12 protein-coding genes are annotated in these 15,285 nt (G+C 74.5%); 3 read left to right on the top strand and 9 right to left on the bottom strand.

What is annotated here, in order from left to right; all coding sequences use genetic code 11:
• Positions 1 to 7 precede the first annotated feature (7 nt).
• From gatB to gatC, 4 genes are read right to left on the bottom strand one after another with little or no spacing between them, the layout of a single operon-like run.
• Positions 8 to 1,507: an Asp-tRNA(Asn)/Glu-tRNA(Gln) amidotransferase subunit GatB gene (gene gatB, locus ACI79K_RS10590; RefSeq protein ID WP_456599666.1), complete on the bottom strand. Its 1,500-nt coding sequence runs from the start codon at positions 1,505 to 1,507 to the stop codon at positions 8 to 10.
• Positions 1,504 to 1,698 carry a hypothetical protein gene (locus ACI79K_RS10585; RefSeq protein ID WP_456588865.1) on the bottom strand — a complete coding sequence of 65 codons (195 nt, stop codon included), beginning with the start codon at positions 1,696 to 1,698 and terminating at the stop codon, positions 1,504 to 1,506. The genes gatB and ACI79K_RS10585 overlap by 4 nt, the downstream gene beginning before the upstream one ends.
• The gene (gene gatA, locus ACI79K_RS10580; RefSeq protein ID WP_456597980.1) at positions 1,695 to 3,203 is read right to left on the bottom strand and encodes an Asp-tRNA(Asn)/Glu-tRNA(Gln) amidotransferase subunit GatA; all 1,509 of its coding nucleotides are present in this window, start codon (positions 3,201 to 3,203) and stop codon (positions 1,695 to 1,697) included. Before gatA ends, ACI79K_RS10585 begins: the two co-directional genes overlap by 4 nt.
• Positions 3,200 to 3,517, bottom strand: coding sequence for an Asp-tRNA(Asn)/Glu-tRNA(Gln) amidotransferase subunit GatC (gene gatC, locus ACI79K_RS10575; protein ID WP_456588867.1), 318 nt, complete (start codon positions 3,515 to 3,517; stop codon positions 3,200 to 3,202). Before gatC ends, gatA begins: the two co-directional genes overlap by 4 nt.
• A gap of 220 nt (positions 3,518 to 3,737) precedes the next feature.
• Between gatC and ACI79K_RS10570 the strand changes: the two genes are divergently transcribed.
• A complete protein-coding gene (locus ACI79K_RS10570; RefSeq protein ID WP_456588868.1) occupies positions 3,738 to 4,412 on the top strand; it encodes an ACT domain-containing protein in 675 nt (224 codons plus the stop codon).
• A 66-nt stretch (positions 4,413 to 4,478) separates the two neighbouring features.
• On the opposite strand, the gene ACI79K_RS10565 is transcribed toward ACI79K_RS10570, so the two are convergent.
• A complete protein-coding gene (locus tag ACI79K_RS10565; protein ID WP_456599665.1) occupies positions 4,479 to 5,123 on the bottom strand; it encodes a glyoxalase superfamily protein in 645 nt (214 codons plus the stop codon).
• 281 nt (positions 5,124 to 5,404) lie between these two features.
• Here ACI79K_RS10565 and ACI79K_RS10560 point away from each other — a divergent pair, with 281 nt between their 5' ends.
• Positions 5,405 to 5,755 carry a hypothetical protein gene (locus tag ACI79K_RS10560; protein WP_456599664.1) on the top strand — a complete coding sequence of 117 codons (351 nt, stop codon included), beginning with the start codon at positions 5,405 to 5,407 and terminating at the stop codon, positions 5,753 to 5,755.
• The gene (locus ACI79K_RS10555; RefSeq protein ID WP_456599663.1) at positions 5,692 to 7,557 is read left to right on the top strand and encodes a DUF222 domain-containing protein; all 1,866 of its coding nucleotides are present in this window, start codon (positions 5,692 to 5,694) and stop codon (positions 7,555 to 7,557) included. Before ACI79K_RS10560 ends, ACI79K_RS10555 begins: the two co-directional genes overlap by 64 nt.
• A 33-nt stretch (positions 7,558 to 7,590) precedes the next feature.
• Here the strand turns inward: ACI79K_RS10555 and ligA are convergent, their stop codons facing one another.
• The 4 genes from ligA to ACI79K_RS10535 form a co-directional block, all read right to left on the bottom strand.
• On the bottom strand, positions 7,591 to 9,729 hold the full coding sequence (gene ligA / locus ACI79K_RS10550; RefSeq protein ID WP_456599662.1) for an NAD-dependent DNA ligase LigA: 2,139 nt from the start codon (positions 9,727 to 9,729) through the stop codon (positions 7,591 to 7,593).
• 84 nt (positions 9,730 to 9,813) lie between these two features.
• Entirely contained in the window at positions 9,814 to 10,854 is a 1,041-nt protein-coding gene (locus ACI79K_RS10545; RefSeq protein WP_456588872.1) for a methionine synthase, read from the bottom strand.
• Positions 10,855 to 10,889: 35 nt separating this feature from the next.
• Entirely contained in the window at positions 10,890 to 12,752 is a 1,863-nt protein-coding gene (locus ACI79K_RS10540; protein WP_456599661.1) for a bifunctional metallophosphatase/5'-nucleotidase, read from the bottom strand.
• Between the two features lie 167 nt (positions 12,753 to 12,919).
• Entirely contained in the window at positions 12,920 to 15,169 is a 2,250-nt protein-coding gene (locus ACI79K_RS10535) for a 5'-nucleotidase C-terminal domain-containing protein (protein WP_456588874.1), read from the bottom strand.
• Between the last annotated feature and the right edge of the window lie 116 nt (positions 15,170 to 15,285).

Genomic DNA, 15,285 nt, shown 5'->3' with positions numbered 1-15,285 from the left:
GCAGAGGCTAGGACGAGACGAGCCGCTCCTCGAGCATCCGCTTGACGGTGGCGGCGTCGGCCTTGCCGCGGGTGGTCTTCATGACCGCACCCACCAGAGCCCCGATCGCCTGCACCTTGCCGCCGCGCACCTTCTCGGCGACGTCGGGGTTGCCCTCGATGGCGGCCTCCACCGCGGCGACCAGCTCGTCGGACTCACCCAGCACCGCGAGGCCGCGGGACTCCACGACCGCCGCCGGGTCGCCCTCACCGGCCAGCACGCCGTCGAGCGCCTGGCGGGCGAGCTGGTCGTTGACCGTCCCGGCCTGCACCAGGCCCGCCAGCTCCGCGACCTGTCGCGGCGTGACCGGCAGCTCGGTGAGCTCGACGCCGGCGTCGTTGGCCCGGCGGGCCAGCTCGCCCAGCCACCACTTGCGGGCGTCGGCGGGCGAGGCACCGGCCGCGACGGTCTCGGCGACCAGGTCGACGGCCCCCGCGTTGGCGATCCACGCCATCTCGGTGGCCGACAGGCCCCACTCCTGCTGCAGCCGGGTCCGGCGGGCGGCGGGGAGCTCGGGCAGCGCGGCGCGCAGGCCCTCGATCCACTCCTCGTCCGGGGCGAGCGGGACGAGGTCGGGCTCGGGGAAGTACCGGTAGTCGGTGGCCTCCTCCTTGCTGCGGCCCTCCGAGGTGCTCCCGGTGTCCTCGTGGAAGTGCCGGGTCTCCTGCACGATGCGCCCGCCGGCGTCGAGGACGGCGGCCTGGCGGCGCATCTCGTAGCGGACGGCCCGCTCGACCGAGCGCAGCGAGTTCACGTTCTTGGTCTCGGTGCGCGTGCCCCACTCGAGGCCGCCGATCGGCGCCAGCGAGGTGTTGACGTCGCAGCGCAGGTTGCCCTGCTCCATGCGCACCTCGGAGACGCCGAGGGTCAGCAGGATCTCGCGCAGTTCGGTGACGTAGGCCCGGGCCACCTCGGGCGCCTTGGCGCCGGTCCCCGGGATCGGTCGGGTGACGATCTCGACCAGCGGGATGCCGGCGCGGTTGTAGTCGACCAGCGAGTGGTCGGCGCCGTGGATGCGCCCGGTGGCGCCACCGACGTGCAGGTTCTTGCCGGTGTCCTCCTCGATGTGCACCCGCTCGATCTCGACGCGGTAGGTCTCGCCGTCGACCTCGACGTCCAGGTGCCCGGCGGTGCACAGCGGCTCGTCGTACTGGCTGGTCTGGAAGCCCTTGGGGATGTCCGGGTAGAAGTAGTTCTTCCGGGCGAAGCGCGACCAGCCCGCGATCCGGCAGCCCAGCGCCAGGCCGATGCGGATCGTCGACTCGATGGCGGCAGCGTTCACCACCGGCAGGGAGCCGGGCAGCCCCAGGCAGACCGGGCAGGTCTGCGTGTTGGGCTCGGCGCCGAACGTGGTGGAGCAGCCGCAGAACATCTTCGACGCGGTGCCCAGCTCGACGTGCGTCTCCAGACCGATGACCGGCTCGTAGCGGGTCAGGACCTCGTCGAAGCCGACCAGGGTGTCGCTCATGAGGGGTCGTTCTCCTTCGGGGCGGCAGGGCCCTGCTGCTGGCGGCCGGTCACCACGGCGCCGACGGCGGTCAGCACGCCGAGGACCAGGAAGACGGCGAAGACGGCCCGGCCGGTGACGGCCCAGCCGACGATCCCGGCGAGGACGACGAAGGCGGTGAGGGCCCAGGCGGCCTTGAGCGGGCCGTTCACGCCGCGCCGCCGATCGCGTCCAGCAGCGCGTGGCCGCGCGCCGCGTCCTGCGCCGCCTCCAGCGCGGCCGCCACGCGGTAGCAGCGGTCGTCGGCCAGGGCAGGCGCCATGACCTGGAAGCCGACCGGCAGGCCCTCGGAGAGCCCGCACGGCACCGAGATGGCCGGGATGCCCGCGAGGCTGGCCGGCAGCGTGCACAGGTCGGCGGCGTACATGGCGATCGGGTCGTCGACGCGGTCACCCAGCGACCACGCGACGGTGGGGCTGGTCGGGCTGACCAGCACGTCGACGTCGTCCCACGCGGTGGTGAAGTCCCGCGTGATCAGGGTGCGCACCTTCTGCGCCTGCCCGTAGTAGGCGTCGTAGTAGCCGGCCGACAGCGCGTAGGTGCCGAGGATGATCCGGCGCTTCACCTCCGGGCCGAAGCCCTGCTCGCGGGTCAGCGCCATGACCTCGTCGAGGTCGCGGCTGCCGTCGTCACCGACCCGCAGGCCGTACCGGACGCCGTCGAAGCGGGCCAGGTTGGACGACGCCTCGCTGGGCGCGATCAGGTAGTACGCCGGCAGGGCGAGGTCGAACGCCGGGCAGGAGACCTCGCGGACCTCCGCGCCCATGCTCTCCAGCAGGGCCACCGTCTCGCGGAAGCGAGCGAGGACGCCGTCCTCGTAGCCGTCGGTGTGCCCCTCCCCGCCCAGCTCGCGGACGACGCCGACCTTCAGCCCGGCCAGCTCCCCCTGGGCGCCGCGGCGCGCGGCCTCGGCCAGCACGGGCACCGGCGCGTCGATGCTCGTGGAGTCCAGCGGGTCGTGCCCGGCGATGGCCTCGTGCAGCAGTGCGGCGTCCAGCACCGTCCGCGTCATGGGGCCGGCCTGGTCGAGGCTCGAGGAGAAGGCGATCAGCCCGTAGCGGGAGACCGAGCCGTAGGTGGGCTTGTGGCCGACCAGCCCGGTGACGGCGGCCGGCTGGCGGATGGACCCGCCGGTGTCGGTGCCGATGGCCCACGGGGCCAGCCCCGCGGCGACCGCGGCCGAGGAGCCACCCGAGGAGCCACCCGGGATGCGGTCGGTGTCCCAAGGGTTGCGGGTGACCTGGTAGGCGGAGTTCTCGGTGGACGAGCCCATCGCGAACTCGTCCATGTTGGTCTTGCCGAGCAGCACCGTGCCGGCGGCCTTCAGCCGTGCGGCGACGGTCGCGTCGTAGGGCGGCCGCCAGCCCTCGAGGATCCTGGAGCCGCTGGTGGTGGGCACGCCCTCGGTGACGACGACGTCCTTGAGGGCGAGAGGAACGCCGGCCAGCGGGCCGAGCTCGGCCCCGGCGGCGCGGGCGGCGTCGACCTCGCCGGCGGCCTGGAGCGCGGCCTCGGCGTCGACGTGCAGGTAGGCGCCGATGACGGCGTCCTGGTCGCTGATCCGGTCGAGGTACGCGCGCGTCACCTCGACCGCGCTCACCTCGCCGGCCTGCAGCGCCTCGCTGAGCGCGGCGGCGCTCGTGGTCGGGATGGTCACGCCTCCTCCCCGAGGATTCGCGGGACCCGGAAGCGGTCGTCCTCCGCGGCCGGGGCGCCGGCGAGGACGACGTCGCGGGGCAGGCTCGGGCGGGCGGCGTCGGGGCGCATGACGTTGGTCATGGGCACGGCGTGCGTGGTCGGGGCGACCTCGGCGACGTCGGCCTTGCCGACCTGCGCCACGGCGTCCAGCACGGCGGCGAGCTGGCCGGCGAAGAGATCCAGCTCTTCGTCGCTCACGGCGAGCCGGGACAGGTGTGCCAGGTGGGCCACCTCGTCACGGGTCAGTCGACCCTTCGGGGAGGGGGTGCTCATGCTGCGGCGGAACTCCACTTCGGCGGTGCCCGGCGGCCCGCTCTCGGCCCGGGGCGTGACCGGGCCACTCTACGTGGGGCCCTCCGGACGCCGGTCAGCGTGAGAGGCTCCTCCCGATCGCGATCGACGGAGATCGAACGAGGCCCCCCTCCTCCCCACCGCTCGCAGGCTCGCGGCGGGCCCCGGAAGGGGGCCATGGGGCCCATGACCCGGAGGAACCGTGTCCTATCTCCTGCGCCTGGTGCTGCCCGACCGCCCGGGCATCCTCGGTGCGGTGGCGACCGCACTGGGCACCGCGGGCATCGACATCGTCTCGGTGGACGTGCTCGAGCGGGGCAACGGGATCGCGGTCGACGACGTCGTCGTGGACCTGCCGGGCGACCGGCTGCCCGACAGCCTCATCACGGTGGCGCAGGCGGTCGACGGCGTGCGGGTGGAGTCGCTGCGCCCCTTCGCCGGCCCGCTGGACACCCACCGCGAACTGGACCTGCTGGATGCGCTCGCCCGCGGCGATCGCCCGCCGACCGAGCTGCTGACCGCGTCGTTGCCGCGGGTCTTCCACAGCGGCTGGGCGGTGATCCTCGACGACTCGGGGCAACCGGCCCCGCTGACCGAGGGCGCGGTGCTCGCGGCCTCGGACGCGGCGCCGGCCTTTCCCGGCCTCACCTTGCCGTGGCTGCCGCTGAGCGGCCCGCGGCTGCTGCCCAGCGACGACCCCTGGCTGCCGGAGCGGTGGCAGGAGATGGCCATCGAGATGATGGCCGTGCCCTACGGCGCCGGCCGGGCCATCGTGCTCGGCCGCTCCGGCGGCCCGGCATTCCGCCGGTCGGAGCTCCTCCGCCTGGCCCACTTCACCGGGATCGCGACGACGGTCGCCCACCTGCCGCCGCCCTGACCGGCATTCGGCGACCGCCACCAGCGGCCGGCACCCCGCTCGGGCGCCACCAGGACCGCTCGCCGCTCAACCGGAGGAACCCACCGCTCCCCACGCGGGCAGCAAGCGCCGGGCCTCCGCATCGGTGGGCTCGTTGAGGTGGAGATGGTTGCCGAACGGGTCGGCAAGGGTCAGCACGCGAGCTCCCCACGGCGCCTCCTCGATCTCGGGCACCCAGACCGCCGGGCCCCATACCGGCACCTCCGCCCGGCGGGCGTTCAGCTCCTCCCGGAGGGAGTCCAACCCCGCGATCCAGACCAGCACCGTGGCTCCGGCGCCGGGCGTGTAGGCGACCTCGGTCAGGTGCAACGTGGTGGACGCCTGGGTGACCTGCCCGTAGAAGGGCGTCCCCTCTCCGCCCGACGGGCCCCCGAAATCCAGGCGGAACCCGAGGAAGTCGACGTAGAACTGCAACGCGACGTCGACGGAGAAGATTCGCAACACCGGGATGGTGGTGCCCGACCCACCCCACGGCACCCGCACCGGGGACGGCGCGAGCCTGGCGTTGAGGGTGTTCCAGTCCGCCGCGCCCAACTGGCGCGCCACCAGCTCCAGGCACTGGCCGTGCGTCAGCTCGAGCCCCTGCCGCTCGCGCAGCGCGGCGCGGAGCCGCCTGGCCATCTGCTTGGCGGACCGGCTGTCCGGATCGCGCCTCGACTCGGCGTCCGACATGGATCCTCCGATCGGCGAACCCGTCGATGCACGCCAGTGCTCGCGTTGCTGACTGGTTCGCCGTGGTGGACCGGTGGACAGGTCAGTGAAGTCACGATGCGTTCACCACACCCCCGGGGGCGCGAGCGGCCGGCCGCATCAGCCGAGCAGGAACCTAGGCAGCCGCAGCAGGTCGGTCAACCCCCTTCCGGACGCCTCGAGGCCTGGTCGCTGAGCCCCTGACCTGCGCCTTCTTCGTGCTTCGCTTGCACCGACGTTCCTTCGAACATATGATCGAAGACATGACCGGGACGACGTCAAGGACGGCGCTCCCTCCGTCCGCGTCGGGTCGTCCGGCATCGGGCGCCTCCGCTGCCTCGGCGCCCGCCGCCGGCTGGGCCACCGGTCCGCTGGGTGCTGTGCAGGCGGCGGACTGGGAGATCGCCCGGCAGACCGCGCTGCGCGCCCGGGCGGTCGCCGAGTTCGCCGCCACCCGTCCCGCCTCGGCCGATCGCCCGGCGGGCCAGCCGGGGGCCATGAGCGAGGAGCGCCGCGCCGCCCGGCCGGAGGTGCTGGCCGACGTCAGCGAGTGGGCAGCGCAGGAGCTGGTGGTGGCCCTGTCGATCTCCACCCAGCGGCCGAGCAGCTGCTGACGCGATCGCTGACGCTGGTGCACCGTCTCCCGGGAACGCTGGCCGCACTGGAACGCGGAGATCTCCACCCGGGACACCTCTGGCCGATGCTCGAGCGGGTGGCGCCGATCGCCGACGCGGCGAAGCGGGCCGCCGTCGAACGGGAGCTGCTCCGGTGGATGTCCGGCCGGGTGACCACACCTGCGCAGCTCGGCGCCAAGGCGCGCCGGCTCGGCCTGGCCCGTGACGCACGCGACGAAGCCGCCCGGCTGGCTGCGGCCCTCCGCGAGCGAGGCGTCTCCGTCCGGCCCGATCGCCGCGAGGGCATGGCGGTCCTCGGCGCGCTGCTCACGGTGCCCGAAGCGCAGGCGCTGCTGGATGCGCTGGGGCGCTACGCCGACAATCTGGACGACCCGGACGACCGCAGGACGCGCGGCCAGAAGATGGCCGACTGCCTGCTCGACCTGGTGCTCCGGCCGGAGCAGAACGAACTGCCCGCCGTGCAGGCGCAGCTGACCGTGGTCGCGGGGGTGCGAACCCTGCTCGGCGGCGACCAGCCGGGTGAGATCGGCGGTGAACCCGTACCGGCCGAGGTCGTCCGCGCGCTCGCCCGCGCCCTGGGCCTGCTGCCCGGGCCGGCGCCGGATCCCTGCGAGGAGGGCGCCACGACGGCCGCGGACGGCCACTCGCCGACAGGAGATGGCCGGGCCGACAGCCGGCCGGAGGACGCCCACGGCACCGACTCCTCGCCCGACGACGTCTGCCCCACCGATGCCTGGCCGCTGCACACCCGGGCCACGGAGTGGCGGGAGGCCGGCGAGCGGTGGTGGGCGGAGGTCGAGGCCCGCGCTCTCCGGGGCGAATGGGGCGGCGCGGACTACACCCCGGAGGACGAGCTCCTCCGGCGGTGGGCCGAGGAGGCCCGCTTCGAGGCCTGGCTCGAAGCAGCCGGGGCGTTCTCCGAGCCGGCGCCGGACCCCGAAGCGGAAGGATCCCCCGATCCCGGGCTGGAACCGCAACACGGCCCCGGCCCTGACCCGGAACCCGACCCCGGGTCCGGCACCGAGGTGGAACCAGGGACAGACGACGGCGACAGCTCCTCTCACTGGGCCAACGCGCACGGGTCGCTGCAGGCCGCCGCAGACGCCCTGCTCGGCCTGGACCGGGCGATCGGTCGCGCCCGGAGGATGGTGGCCGACGCCCAGCGCGCCGACCGCCAGGACGAGAGCGCGTGGCTGCGCAGCGCCGCCGGCCGGGTCACTCGTGCGCCGAGCGATCTCGACGCCTGCGCCGACGCCGGGGAGTCCCGCCGGGCAGCCCTCGCCGCGCTGCTCGATGCGAGCAGCGGCGGGACGCTGGTCGACCGACCGCGGATCGCGGTGGTCGACGAACTCACCGGCGCGCTGCTCGCGCTCACCGACAGCCGCGAACTCCGCCGCCTGGCCCACTGCGGCGACGCCGCCTGCCGCCGCGCGCCGACCCGGTGCACGCACGACCTCACCGGCCGTCCGGGGCTCGACCCGCCCGGCCCGACCGACGGGTATCGACCCGGGGCCGCGCTCGACCGGTACATCCGCGCCCGCGACCGCCGCTGCCGCTTCCCGAGCTGCCGCCGGCGCGTCCCGCTGGGCGGGGAGCTCGACCACGACCGCCCCTACCCCGAGGGGCCGACGAGTGCGGAGAACCTCACCGGCTTCTGCACCCGCCACCACCGGGGCAAGCACCAGGCGCCCGGCTGGGCCTACGACCTCGCGCCCGACGGCACGCTCACCGTCACCACACCGACCGGCATGGTGGCGAGCACGACTCCCCCGCCCTACTGACCCAGGTGATCGTTGGCGCACCCGGCCGCGGGGCTACTCGCTGCCGTCGCCGATCGTCGCGACCTCGCGGGCGGCGTCCGGCCCCTGCTCCAGCAGCACCCGGAAGCCGTCGTCGTCCAGGATCGGTGCCTTCACCTGCACCGCCTTGTCGTACTTGCTGCCCGGGTCGGCGCCCACGACGACGAAGCCGGTCTTCTTCGACACCGAACCGGTCACCTTGCCGCCCCGCTCCTGGATCGCCGCGATCGCCTGGTCGCGGCTGAAGTCGCGCAGCGACCCGGTGACGACCACGGTGACGCCGGTCAGCGGTCCCGGGGGTGCGTCCTCGGCCGCGTCGGCCATGCGCACCCCGGCCTGCCGCCACTTCTCCACGACGTCGCGGTGCCAGTCGACGGCGAACCAGTCGCGCACCGACCTCGCGATCGTCGGACCCACGCCGTCCGCGGCGGCCAGCTCATCCTCCGTGGCGGCGATGATGCGGTCCATCGACCGGAAGTCGCGAGCCAGCGCCTGCGCGGCGGTCGGCCCCACGTGCCGGATCGACAGCGCGACGAGCACCCGCCACAGCGGCACGTCCTTGCGGGCCTGCAGGTTGGTCAGCAGCTTGGCGCCGTTGGCCGACAGGGTGCCGTTCTTCCGCGTGAAGAACGGTGAGCGCTGCAGCTGCTCCTCGTCGAGGAAGAACAGATCGCCCTCGTCGGTGAGCAGCCGGCTCTGCAGCAGTGCGACCGCAGCCTCGTAGCCGAGGTTCTCGATGTCGAAGGCGCCACGCCCCGCCACGTGGAAGACCCGTTCCCGCAGCTGCGCCGGGCAGGACCGGGCGTTGGGGCAGCGGATGTCGGCGTCCCCCTCCTTCTCCGGCCGCAGCTCCGTGCCGCACTCGGGGCAGTGGGTCGGCATGACGAACTCGCGCTCGTCGCCGGTCCGGGCCGCGACGACCGGGCCCAGCACCTCGGGGATCACGTCACCGGCCTTGCGGATGACGACCGTGTCGCCGATCAGCACGCCCTTGCGCTTCACCTCGCTGGCGTTGTGCAGGGTGGCCAGCTGCACCGTCGACCCGGCCACCTTCACCGGCTCCATGAAGGCGAACGGCGTCACCCGGCCGGTGCGCCCGACGTTGACCCGGATGTCCAGGAGCTTCGTCGTCGCCTCCTCCGGCGGGTACTTGAACGCGATCGCCCACCGCGGCGCCCGGGAGGTCGACCCCAGCCGACGCTGCAGCGCGACCTGGTCCACCTTCACCACGACACCGTCGATCTCGTGCTCCACCGCGTGGCGCTGCTCGCGGTAGCGCTCGATGTAGGCCCACACGCCCTCGAGATCGGGGACGACCTCGAAGCGGTCGCTCACCGGCAGCCCCAGCGCCCGCAGGCCCTCGTAGGCCGCCGACTGCCGCTCCGGCTCGAAGCCCGTGCGGGCGCCCAGCCCGTGGACGACCATCCGCAGCGGGCGGGACGCGGTGACCTTCGGGTCCTTCTGCCGCAGCGAGCCGGCCGCGGCGTTGCGCGGGTTGGCGAACGGCGGCTTGCCCTGCTCCACCATGGCGGCGTTCACGTCGGCGAACGCGGCGACGGGGAAGTAGATCTCGCCGCGGACCTCCAGCAACTCCGGGACGTCGTCGCCGGTGAGCTGCTGGGGGACGTCGTCCATCGTGCGCACGTTGGCGGTGACGTCCTCGCCGGTCACCCCGTCGCCCCGGGTGGCGGCCCGGACCAGGCGGCCCCGCTCGTAGACCAGGTCGACGGCCACCCCGTCGACCTTCAGCTCGCACAGGTAGCTGGCCTCCGCCGCGCCCTCCCGCTCGGCGCGCGCCGCCCAGGCCGACAGCTCGTCGCTGCTGAAGGCGTTGTCCAGGCTCTGCATGCGCTCCAGGTGCTGCACGGGGGCGAAGGTCGCGGTGAAGCCACCGTTGACCTTCTGGCTGGGCGAGTCCGGGGTGACCAGGGCCGGGTGCGCGGACTCGATCGCCTTCAGCTCGGCCATCAGCTCGTCGTACTGGCCGTCGCTGATCAGCGGCTCGTCGCGCACGTAGTACGCGAAGGCGTACCGGTCCAGCTCCTCGGAGAGGTCGCGGTGGCGCGTGCGGACGTCGTCGGGGACCTCGGTGAGGTCCTCCCGGTCGGCCACCGGGGTGACGGACGGTTCGACGAGGTCGGCGTCGGTGCTCACGGGCGAACGGTATCCGGCGGGTACGACGGTCAACCGGGGCTCACCCGCTCGTGGCGCGGTGCTCCCGGCGGCAGGTCCCTCGCGCTACCCGGGCAGCAGGTACTTCGCGGCCTCGCGCACCTGGCGCATCGCGGCGCGGGCGTAGGACGGCGTCGCCCCCGCGAGTCCACAGGCGGGGGTGAGCGTCACCGCCCCGGGCAGCCGTTCGGCGGCGAACCCCAGCTCGCTCCACCAGGCCTGCACCCGCGACGCCGTCGCCTTCGGAGCCGGCAGTGCGGTGTCGGTGCCCGGCACGACGCCCGGCAGCAGGTGCACCCCGGCGTCGACCGCCTCACCCACCGCGTCGAGGTCCTGGACCAGGCCCAGGTCGAACGAGAGTCCGGCCGCGCCGGCTGCACGGAACAGGGTGAGCGGCATGCGCGGCGCGCAGCAGTGCACCACCACGGGGCCGGGCAGCGCCCGCAGGACGGCGGCCAGCTCCTGCTCGACGACGTCGGCGGCGACCGCCGGCAGCTTCCCGAAACCGCTGATCGTCGGCAGCCCGCCCTGGAGCACCGCGGGAACCGACGGCTCGTCGAGCTGGACCACGATCCGCGCGCCGGGGAGCCGGTTCTGCACGGCCGCCACGTGCGCGGAGAGCCCCTCGGCCAGCGACTGACCCAGATCGCGCCGCGCCCCGGGATCGACCACCGCCCGGTCCCCCCGGGTGCGCTCCAGCCCTGCGGCGAGGGTCCACGGCCCGGTGGCCTGCACCTTGAACGGCCCCGTCCAGTCCTCGGCCACGTCGTGCAGCGCGTCGAGGTCCCGGGCGAGGAACTCCTCGGCCCGCTGCTGGTCCATCCCGGGCCGCGGCACCAGCCGCCAGCCCGAGGGGGTGAGGTCGACCGCGAGGCCGACCAGCAGCGCCGCGGTGCGCCCGAGCATGTCGGCCCCGGGGCCCCGGCCGGGCAGCTCGGGGAGGTGGGCGAACCCCGGCAGCTCCCCCACCACCGTGCGCGCCGCCTCGGCCGGGTCGCTGCCCGGCAGGGATCCCACACCGGTGGCGGGGCCCCAGGGCGGACCGGCCGGCTGGGCGCCGTCGGCAGCCCCCGGGGCGGGATGGGCGGGGTCGAGCGGGGAGACCACGGCGGCGACGGTAGCCCGTCGCCCGGAGCACCGGTTCAGCAGGCCAGCCGCTGGTCGGTCGGGACGGCGAGCCCCAGCGCCGGCGGACCCACCGGGGAGCGCGACCCGAGGTACGCCACCAGGGCCCGGCGGTCCGAGGGCCCGCGCACGACGTCGTCGCCCTCGGCGAAGGAGGTGTACCCCTCGCCCCCCTCGCGCAGGTAGCTCGTCATAGCCACCCGGTAACGCCCCTCCGGCTCGACGCGCGCGCCGTCGATCTCCAGGGAGCAGGGGTCCACGCGGTCGCCCAGCGGCCGGGCCGGGTCGTAGCGGTAGGTCAGGCTGCTGGAGGTGCTCAGCACGAGGACGTCCGCGTGGGTGAACTGGTGTTCCAGCGCCTCCCGGATCGCCGCACCGGAGACGGTGAGGGTCTCGACGCGGAACCCGAACGGCAGGGCGCGGAATGCGTCCCGGTAGGTCACGACGCCGTCGGCGCCCGGCGGGTCGCCGTCGTCCCGGAGCAGGCCGGCCCGCAGCATGGGCACGGTCGTGAAGGCGAGGACGGGACGGCCGTGCCGCTCGTCCTGCACGGCGGCGAGGAACGCATCCGCCACCAGCACGCCCATGGGCGACTCCGGCGCCGGCCCGGCCGGGACGTCACCGGCCACCTCGCCCACCACCCGGTCGCCCTCGGGCTCGGCACGGGCCACCCAGTGCCCGACGATCCGCTCCACCTCCGCGTCCGCGGCGGTGCGCAGGACCGGCACGGCCGTGGCGGTCGTGCGCTCCCGGTCCACGTCGCCGTCGGCGCGGACGACCAGCCGCAGGTCGGTGACCGTCCGCCCGTAGGTGGCCGCCTGCGTCACCGGCCGCGGAGCGCCGTCGGGGTCGGCCAGCGAGCAGGTGTACGGCGCGTGCGTGTGCCCGCCGATGATCACGTCGACAGCGGGTGACACCTCGGCGTTCAGCGCACCCGCCGGGGTGCCCGCGAGCTCCCCGACGCAGGTGTCCGGCGTCGTGCCCGGCGGCTGGCCGCCACCCTCGTGCGCCAGCAGGACGATCGCCTCCACCCCGCGCTCCTGCAGCTCGGCGGCGTACCGGTTCGCCCCTGCGGCCGGGGGCTCGATCGTCAGCCCCGCGAGCGCCGAACCGGGGACGTAGTCGAGGGTCTCGCGGGTGACGACCCCGATGATCCCGACCTGCGTGCCTCCGCTGGTGCGCACCACCGCGTACGGGGGGAGCGCCGGCTCGCCGGTGTCGGTGTCCCGGACGTTGGCGGCGAGGTAGCCGAACCCCGAGCCGGAGAACTCCTCGCCGGTGCTGTCGCGGAAGCAGCCCTCCGTCCGCCGCGCCACGCCGTCGCAGGCGCCGATGTCGTCGGAGAACTGCCCGTCGGTCGCACCGGACAGCCGGAACAGCTCCTCCTTGCCGCGGTCGAACTCGTGGTTGCCGACCGCGGCGAAGTCCAGACCCAGGGCGTCGAGGACCTCGATGGCCGGTTCGTCCTGGTACAGCGTGGAGGCGAGCGTCGAAGCGCCCACCAGGTCACCCGCGGCCAGGGTGAGGGAGTCCTGCTCGGCGCCGCCGAAGTCCGCCCGCCGGTCGGCGAGCGTCGCGGCCAGGTACGCGGCCCCGCCGACGGGCCAGGGGCCGTCGTCGGGCGTGTCCGGGACCCCGTCGGCCCCGGGCCCCGGCTCACCGGTGTCGAGGAGACCGTCCACGCCCGCCGGCACGTCCAGCCTGCCGTGGAAGTCGTTGAGGGCGAGCACCTGCACCGTGGTCTCGGTGACCGGGGTGGCGGTCCTCTCCGTCGCGGCGGGCTTGCCGTCCGCCGTCGGCGCGACCGTGCTCCGGCAGGCGGTCAGGAGCAGCAGCGAGAGCGCGACGGCCGGCGCTCCGACGCGGTGGGACAGGAGCACAGGACCTCCTCGTCGAGCCGGGCAGGACCACCAAGATGATCACGCCCCCGGCGGACCTGCCACCCGGGAACGCACAGGTCGCCGGTGGCTCCGTCGGTGACGCCGGAGGCCGGCCCCCGCGGTGCGGGAACCGGCCTCCGGTCAGCGTGCTCGGTCGGCGCGGCGGCTCAGCCGAGCGTGAAGGTGGTCGTCGCCCACTCACCCGAGGTGCCGGTCACCGTCACCGTGTACTCGCCGGCCGGAGCCCGCTTGGGCACCGGGAAGCGCATCGTGGCGGTGCCCTGCGCATCGGTCCGGCCCTCGGCCAGGCGGCGCCCGTCGGACAGCACCGCGGTCACCTTCTCGCGGGGGCCGAAGTCCGCCACGGTCACCGAGATCACGTCGCCGAGGTCCGGGGTGGCCGTGGAGAGGGTGGCCGTGGCGTCGCACGGGCCGGCCACGGCGCTGGTGCCGTCGGCGACCGCCGGCGGCTGCGCCGGGGCGTCGGTGCCGCTGAGACCGGTGGCCACCGGCGGGAGGGGGAAGCTGCCCGGCTGGCCGTGGTCGGCCGCCGGCGGGGCGACCGGGCCGGACGCCGCCTCGAAGTAGGCGACGGCGGTCTCGACGTCGACCGGACCGGTGGCGGGATCCGTCCCGTTGGTGAAGGCGGTGAAGGAGTCGCCGCCGGCGATCAGGAAGGAGTTCGCCGCCACCCGGTAGCTGGCCGCGGGGTCGACGACCTCGGCCGGCAGCGGGCCCGAGCCGTCGGGGTCCAGGGTGATCGACGCCGGGTCGACCCGCTGCCCGTAGGGGTTGGCGGTGTCGAAGCGGTAGGAGAAGCCCTCCGAGGTGCCCAGCCGCAGGGTGCTCGCACGCGGCTGGTCGGACTGGAACTGCTGCTCCAGCACCGCGCGGATGTCAGCGCCGGTCAGGGTGATCGCGTTGACCGTGTTCCCGAACGGCTGCACGGTGAACAGCTCGGCGTAGGTGACCTCGCCGACCTCGATGTCGGCGCGGAGGCCACCGGGGTTCATGAACGCCAGCACGGGGTCGCCGTAGGCGGGGTCGACCTGCAGCGCCTCCAGCTGCATCTGCGCCACCAGGTTGCCCAGGCTGGACTCGCCGTCCCGGACGGGGCGGAACACCTGCTGCCCCGTCGTCGGGTCGGTGGTCCAGGTGCCGGCGCGGCGGATGTCCTCGCTGGCGGTGCCGACGACGCGGTCACCCGCCTCGGCGGACCGCTCGTCCCAGTACTCCACGATCCCCGCGATCTCGGCGTCCGGGTTGTCGCGCAGCACCGGGACGTTCGCCGCCCGGTAGTCGCACCCTCGCTGCACGTCACCGGTGCGGCCGTCCAGCGTCAGCCGGATGTCGCTGACCAGGCGGCCGTAGGAGCCGGCCTGGGTGATCAGCCGCGGCTGGCCGGCGGGGTCGGCCACCAGGCAGGAGTAGCTCGCGTGGCTGTGCGAGCTGACGATCAGGTCGACGGCCGGGGAGACCCGGTCGTTGATGTCGACGACCGGGCCGGTCAGCTCGTCGCAGCCGTTGAAGTCGGCCGCGTCCTCGCCGGTGTTCTCCCCGCCCTCGTGCAGGAGCACGCCGATGGCCTCGATGCCCTGCTCCCGCAGCTCGGGGACCCAGCGGTTGACCGCCTCGGCCTCGTCGCCGAAGTCGACGTCGGCGATGCCGGTCGGGGAGACGATGGTCGGGGTGGTGTCGGTGACCACACCGATGAGGGCGATCTTCTTGCCGCCGGCCACGTCGAAGACCTGGTACGGGGGCAGGATCGGCTGGTCCGTGCCCTTGGCGTAGACGTTGGCCGCCAGGTAGGGGAAGTCGGCGCCGCGGAACGCGTTCCCGGTGCTGTCCTCGAAGCAACCGGTCACCCCGACCTCGACGCCCTCGCAGGCCTCGACGTCGTCGGTGAACGTGCCGTCGGTGGCCGCCGAGATGCGGCGCAGCTCGTCGGTGCCGCGGTCGAACTCGTGGTTGCCCACGACCGAGACGTCCAGACCCAGGGCGTTGAAGACCTCGATCGTCGGCTCGTCCTGGAAGACGCTGGAGTCGAACGGCGAGGCGCCGATCAGGTCGCCGGTGCTGACGAAGAGCGACGAGTCGGCGTTCCCGCCGGACTGCACGAACGCGGCCCGGGTCTCCTCGACGGTGCTCGCCAGGCTCGCGGCGCCGCCGACCAGGACGGTGCCGTCGTCGGCGGTGCCGGCGACGCCGTCGGGGCCGGGGCCCTCACCGGTGACCAGCGTCGCGTCGCTGCCCGTGGTCTCGGAGATCCGGCCGTGGAAGTCGTTGATCGCGAGGAGCTGGACCGGGACGTCGGCGTAGCGGTCCGGAACGGGGGCGGCCGAGGCCACGGCCGGCAGGCCCACCACCACGGCCGACGCCGCCAGGGTGGCGGTCAGGGAGAGGCGCGTTCTGCGCACGGGAGGTCCTCCAGAAGGGCGTGCGGGACCAGACCGCCGGGAGGGACGGCCTGCGGGTTCGGTGCACGGAGTCGAGCTGCGCGCTCGCGCTCGGGGAGACGGTTCGCGTGAAAGCT

It is taken from the genome of Blastococcus sp. SYSU DS0616 (genome assembly GCF_054051015.1).
Note: the sequence above shows the minus strand (reverse complement) of the source record. Positions and strands in the feature narration are given on the sequence as shown.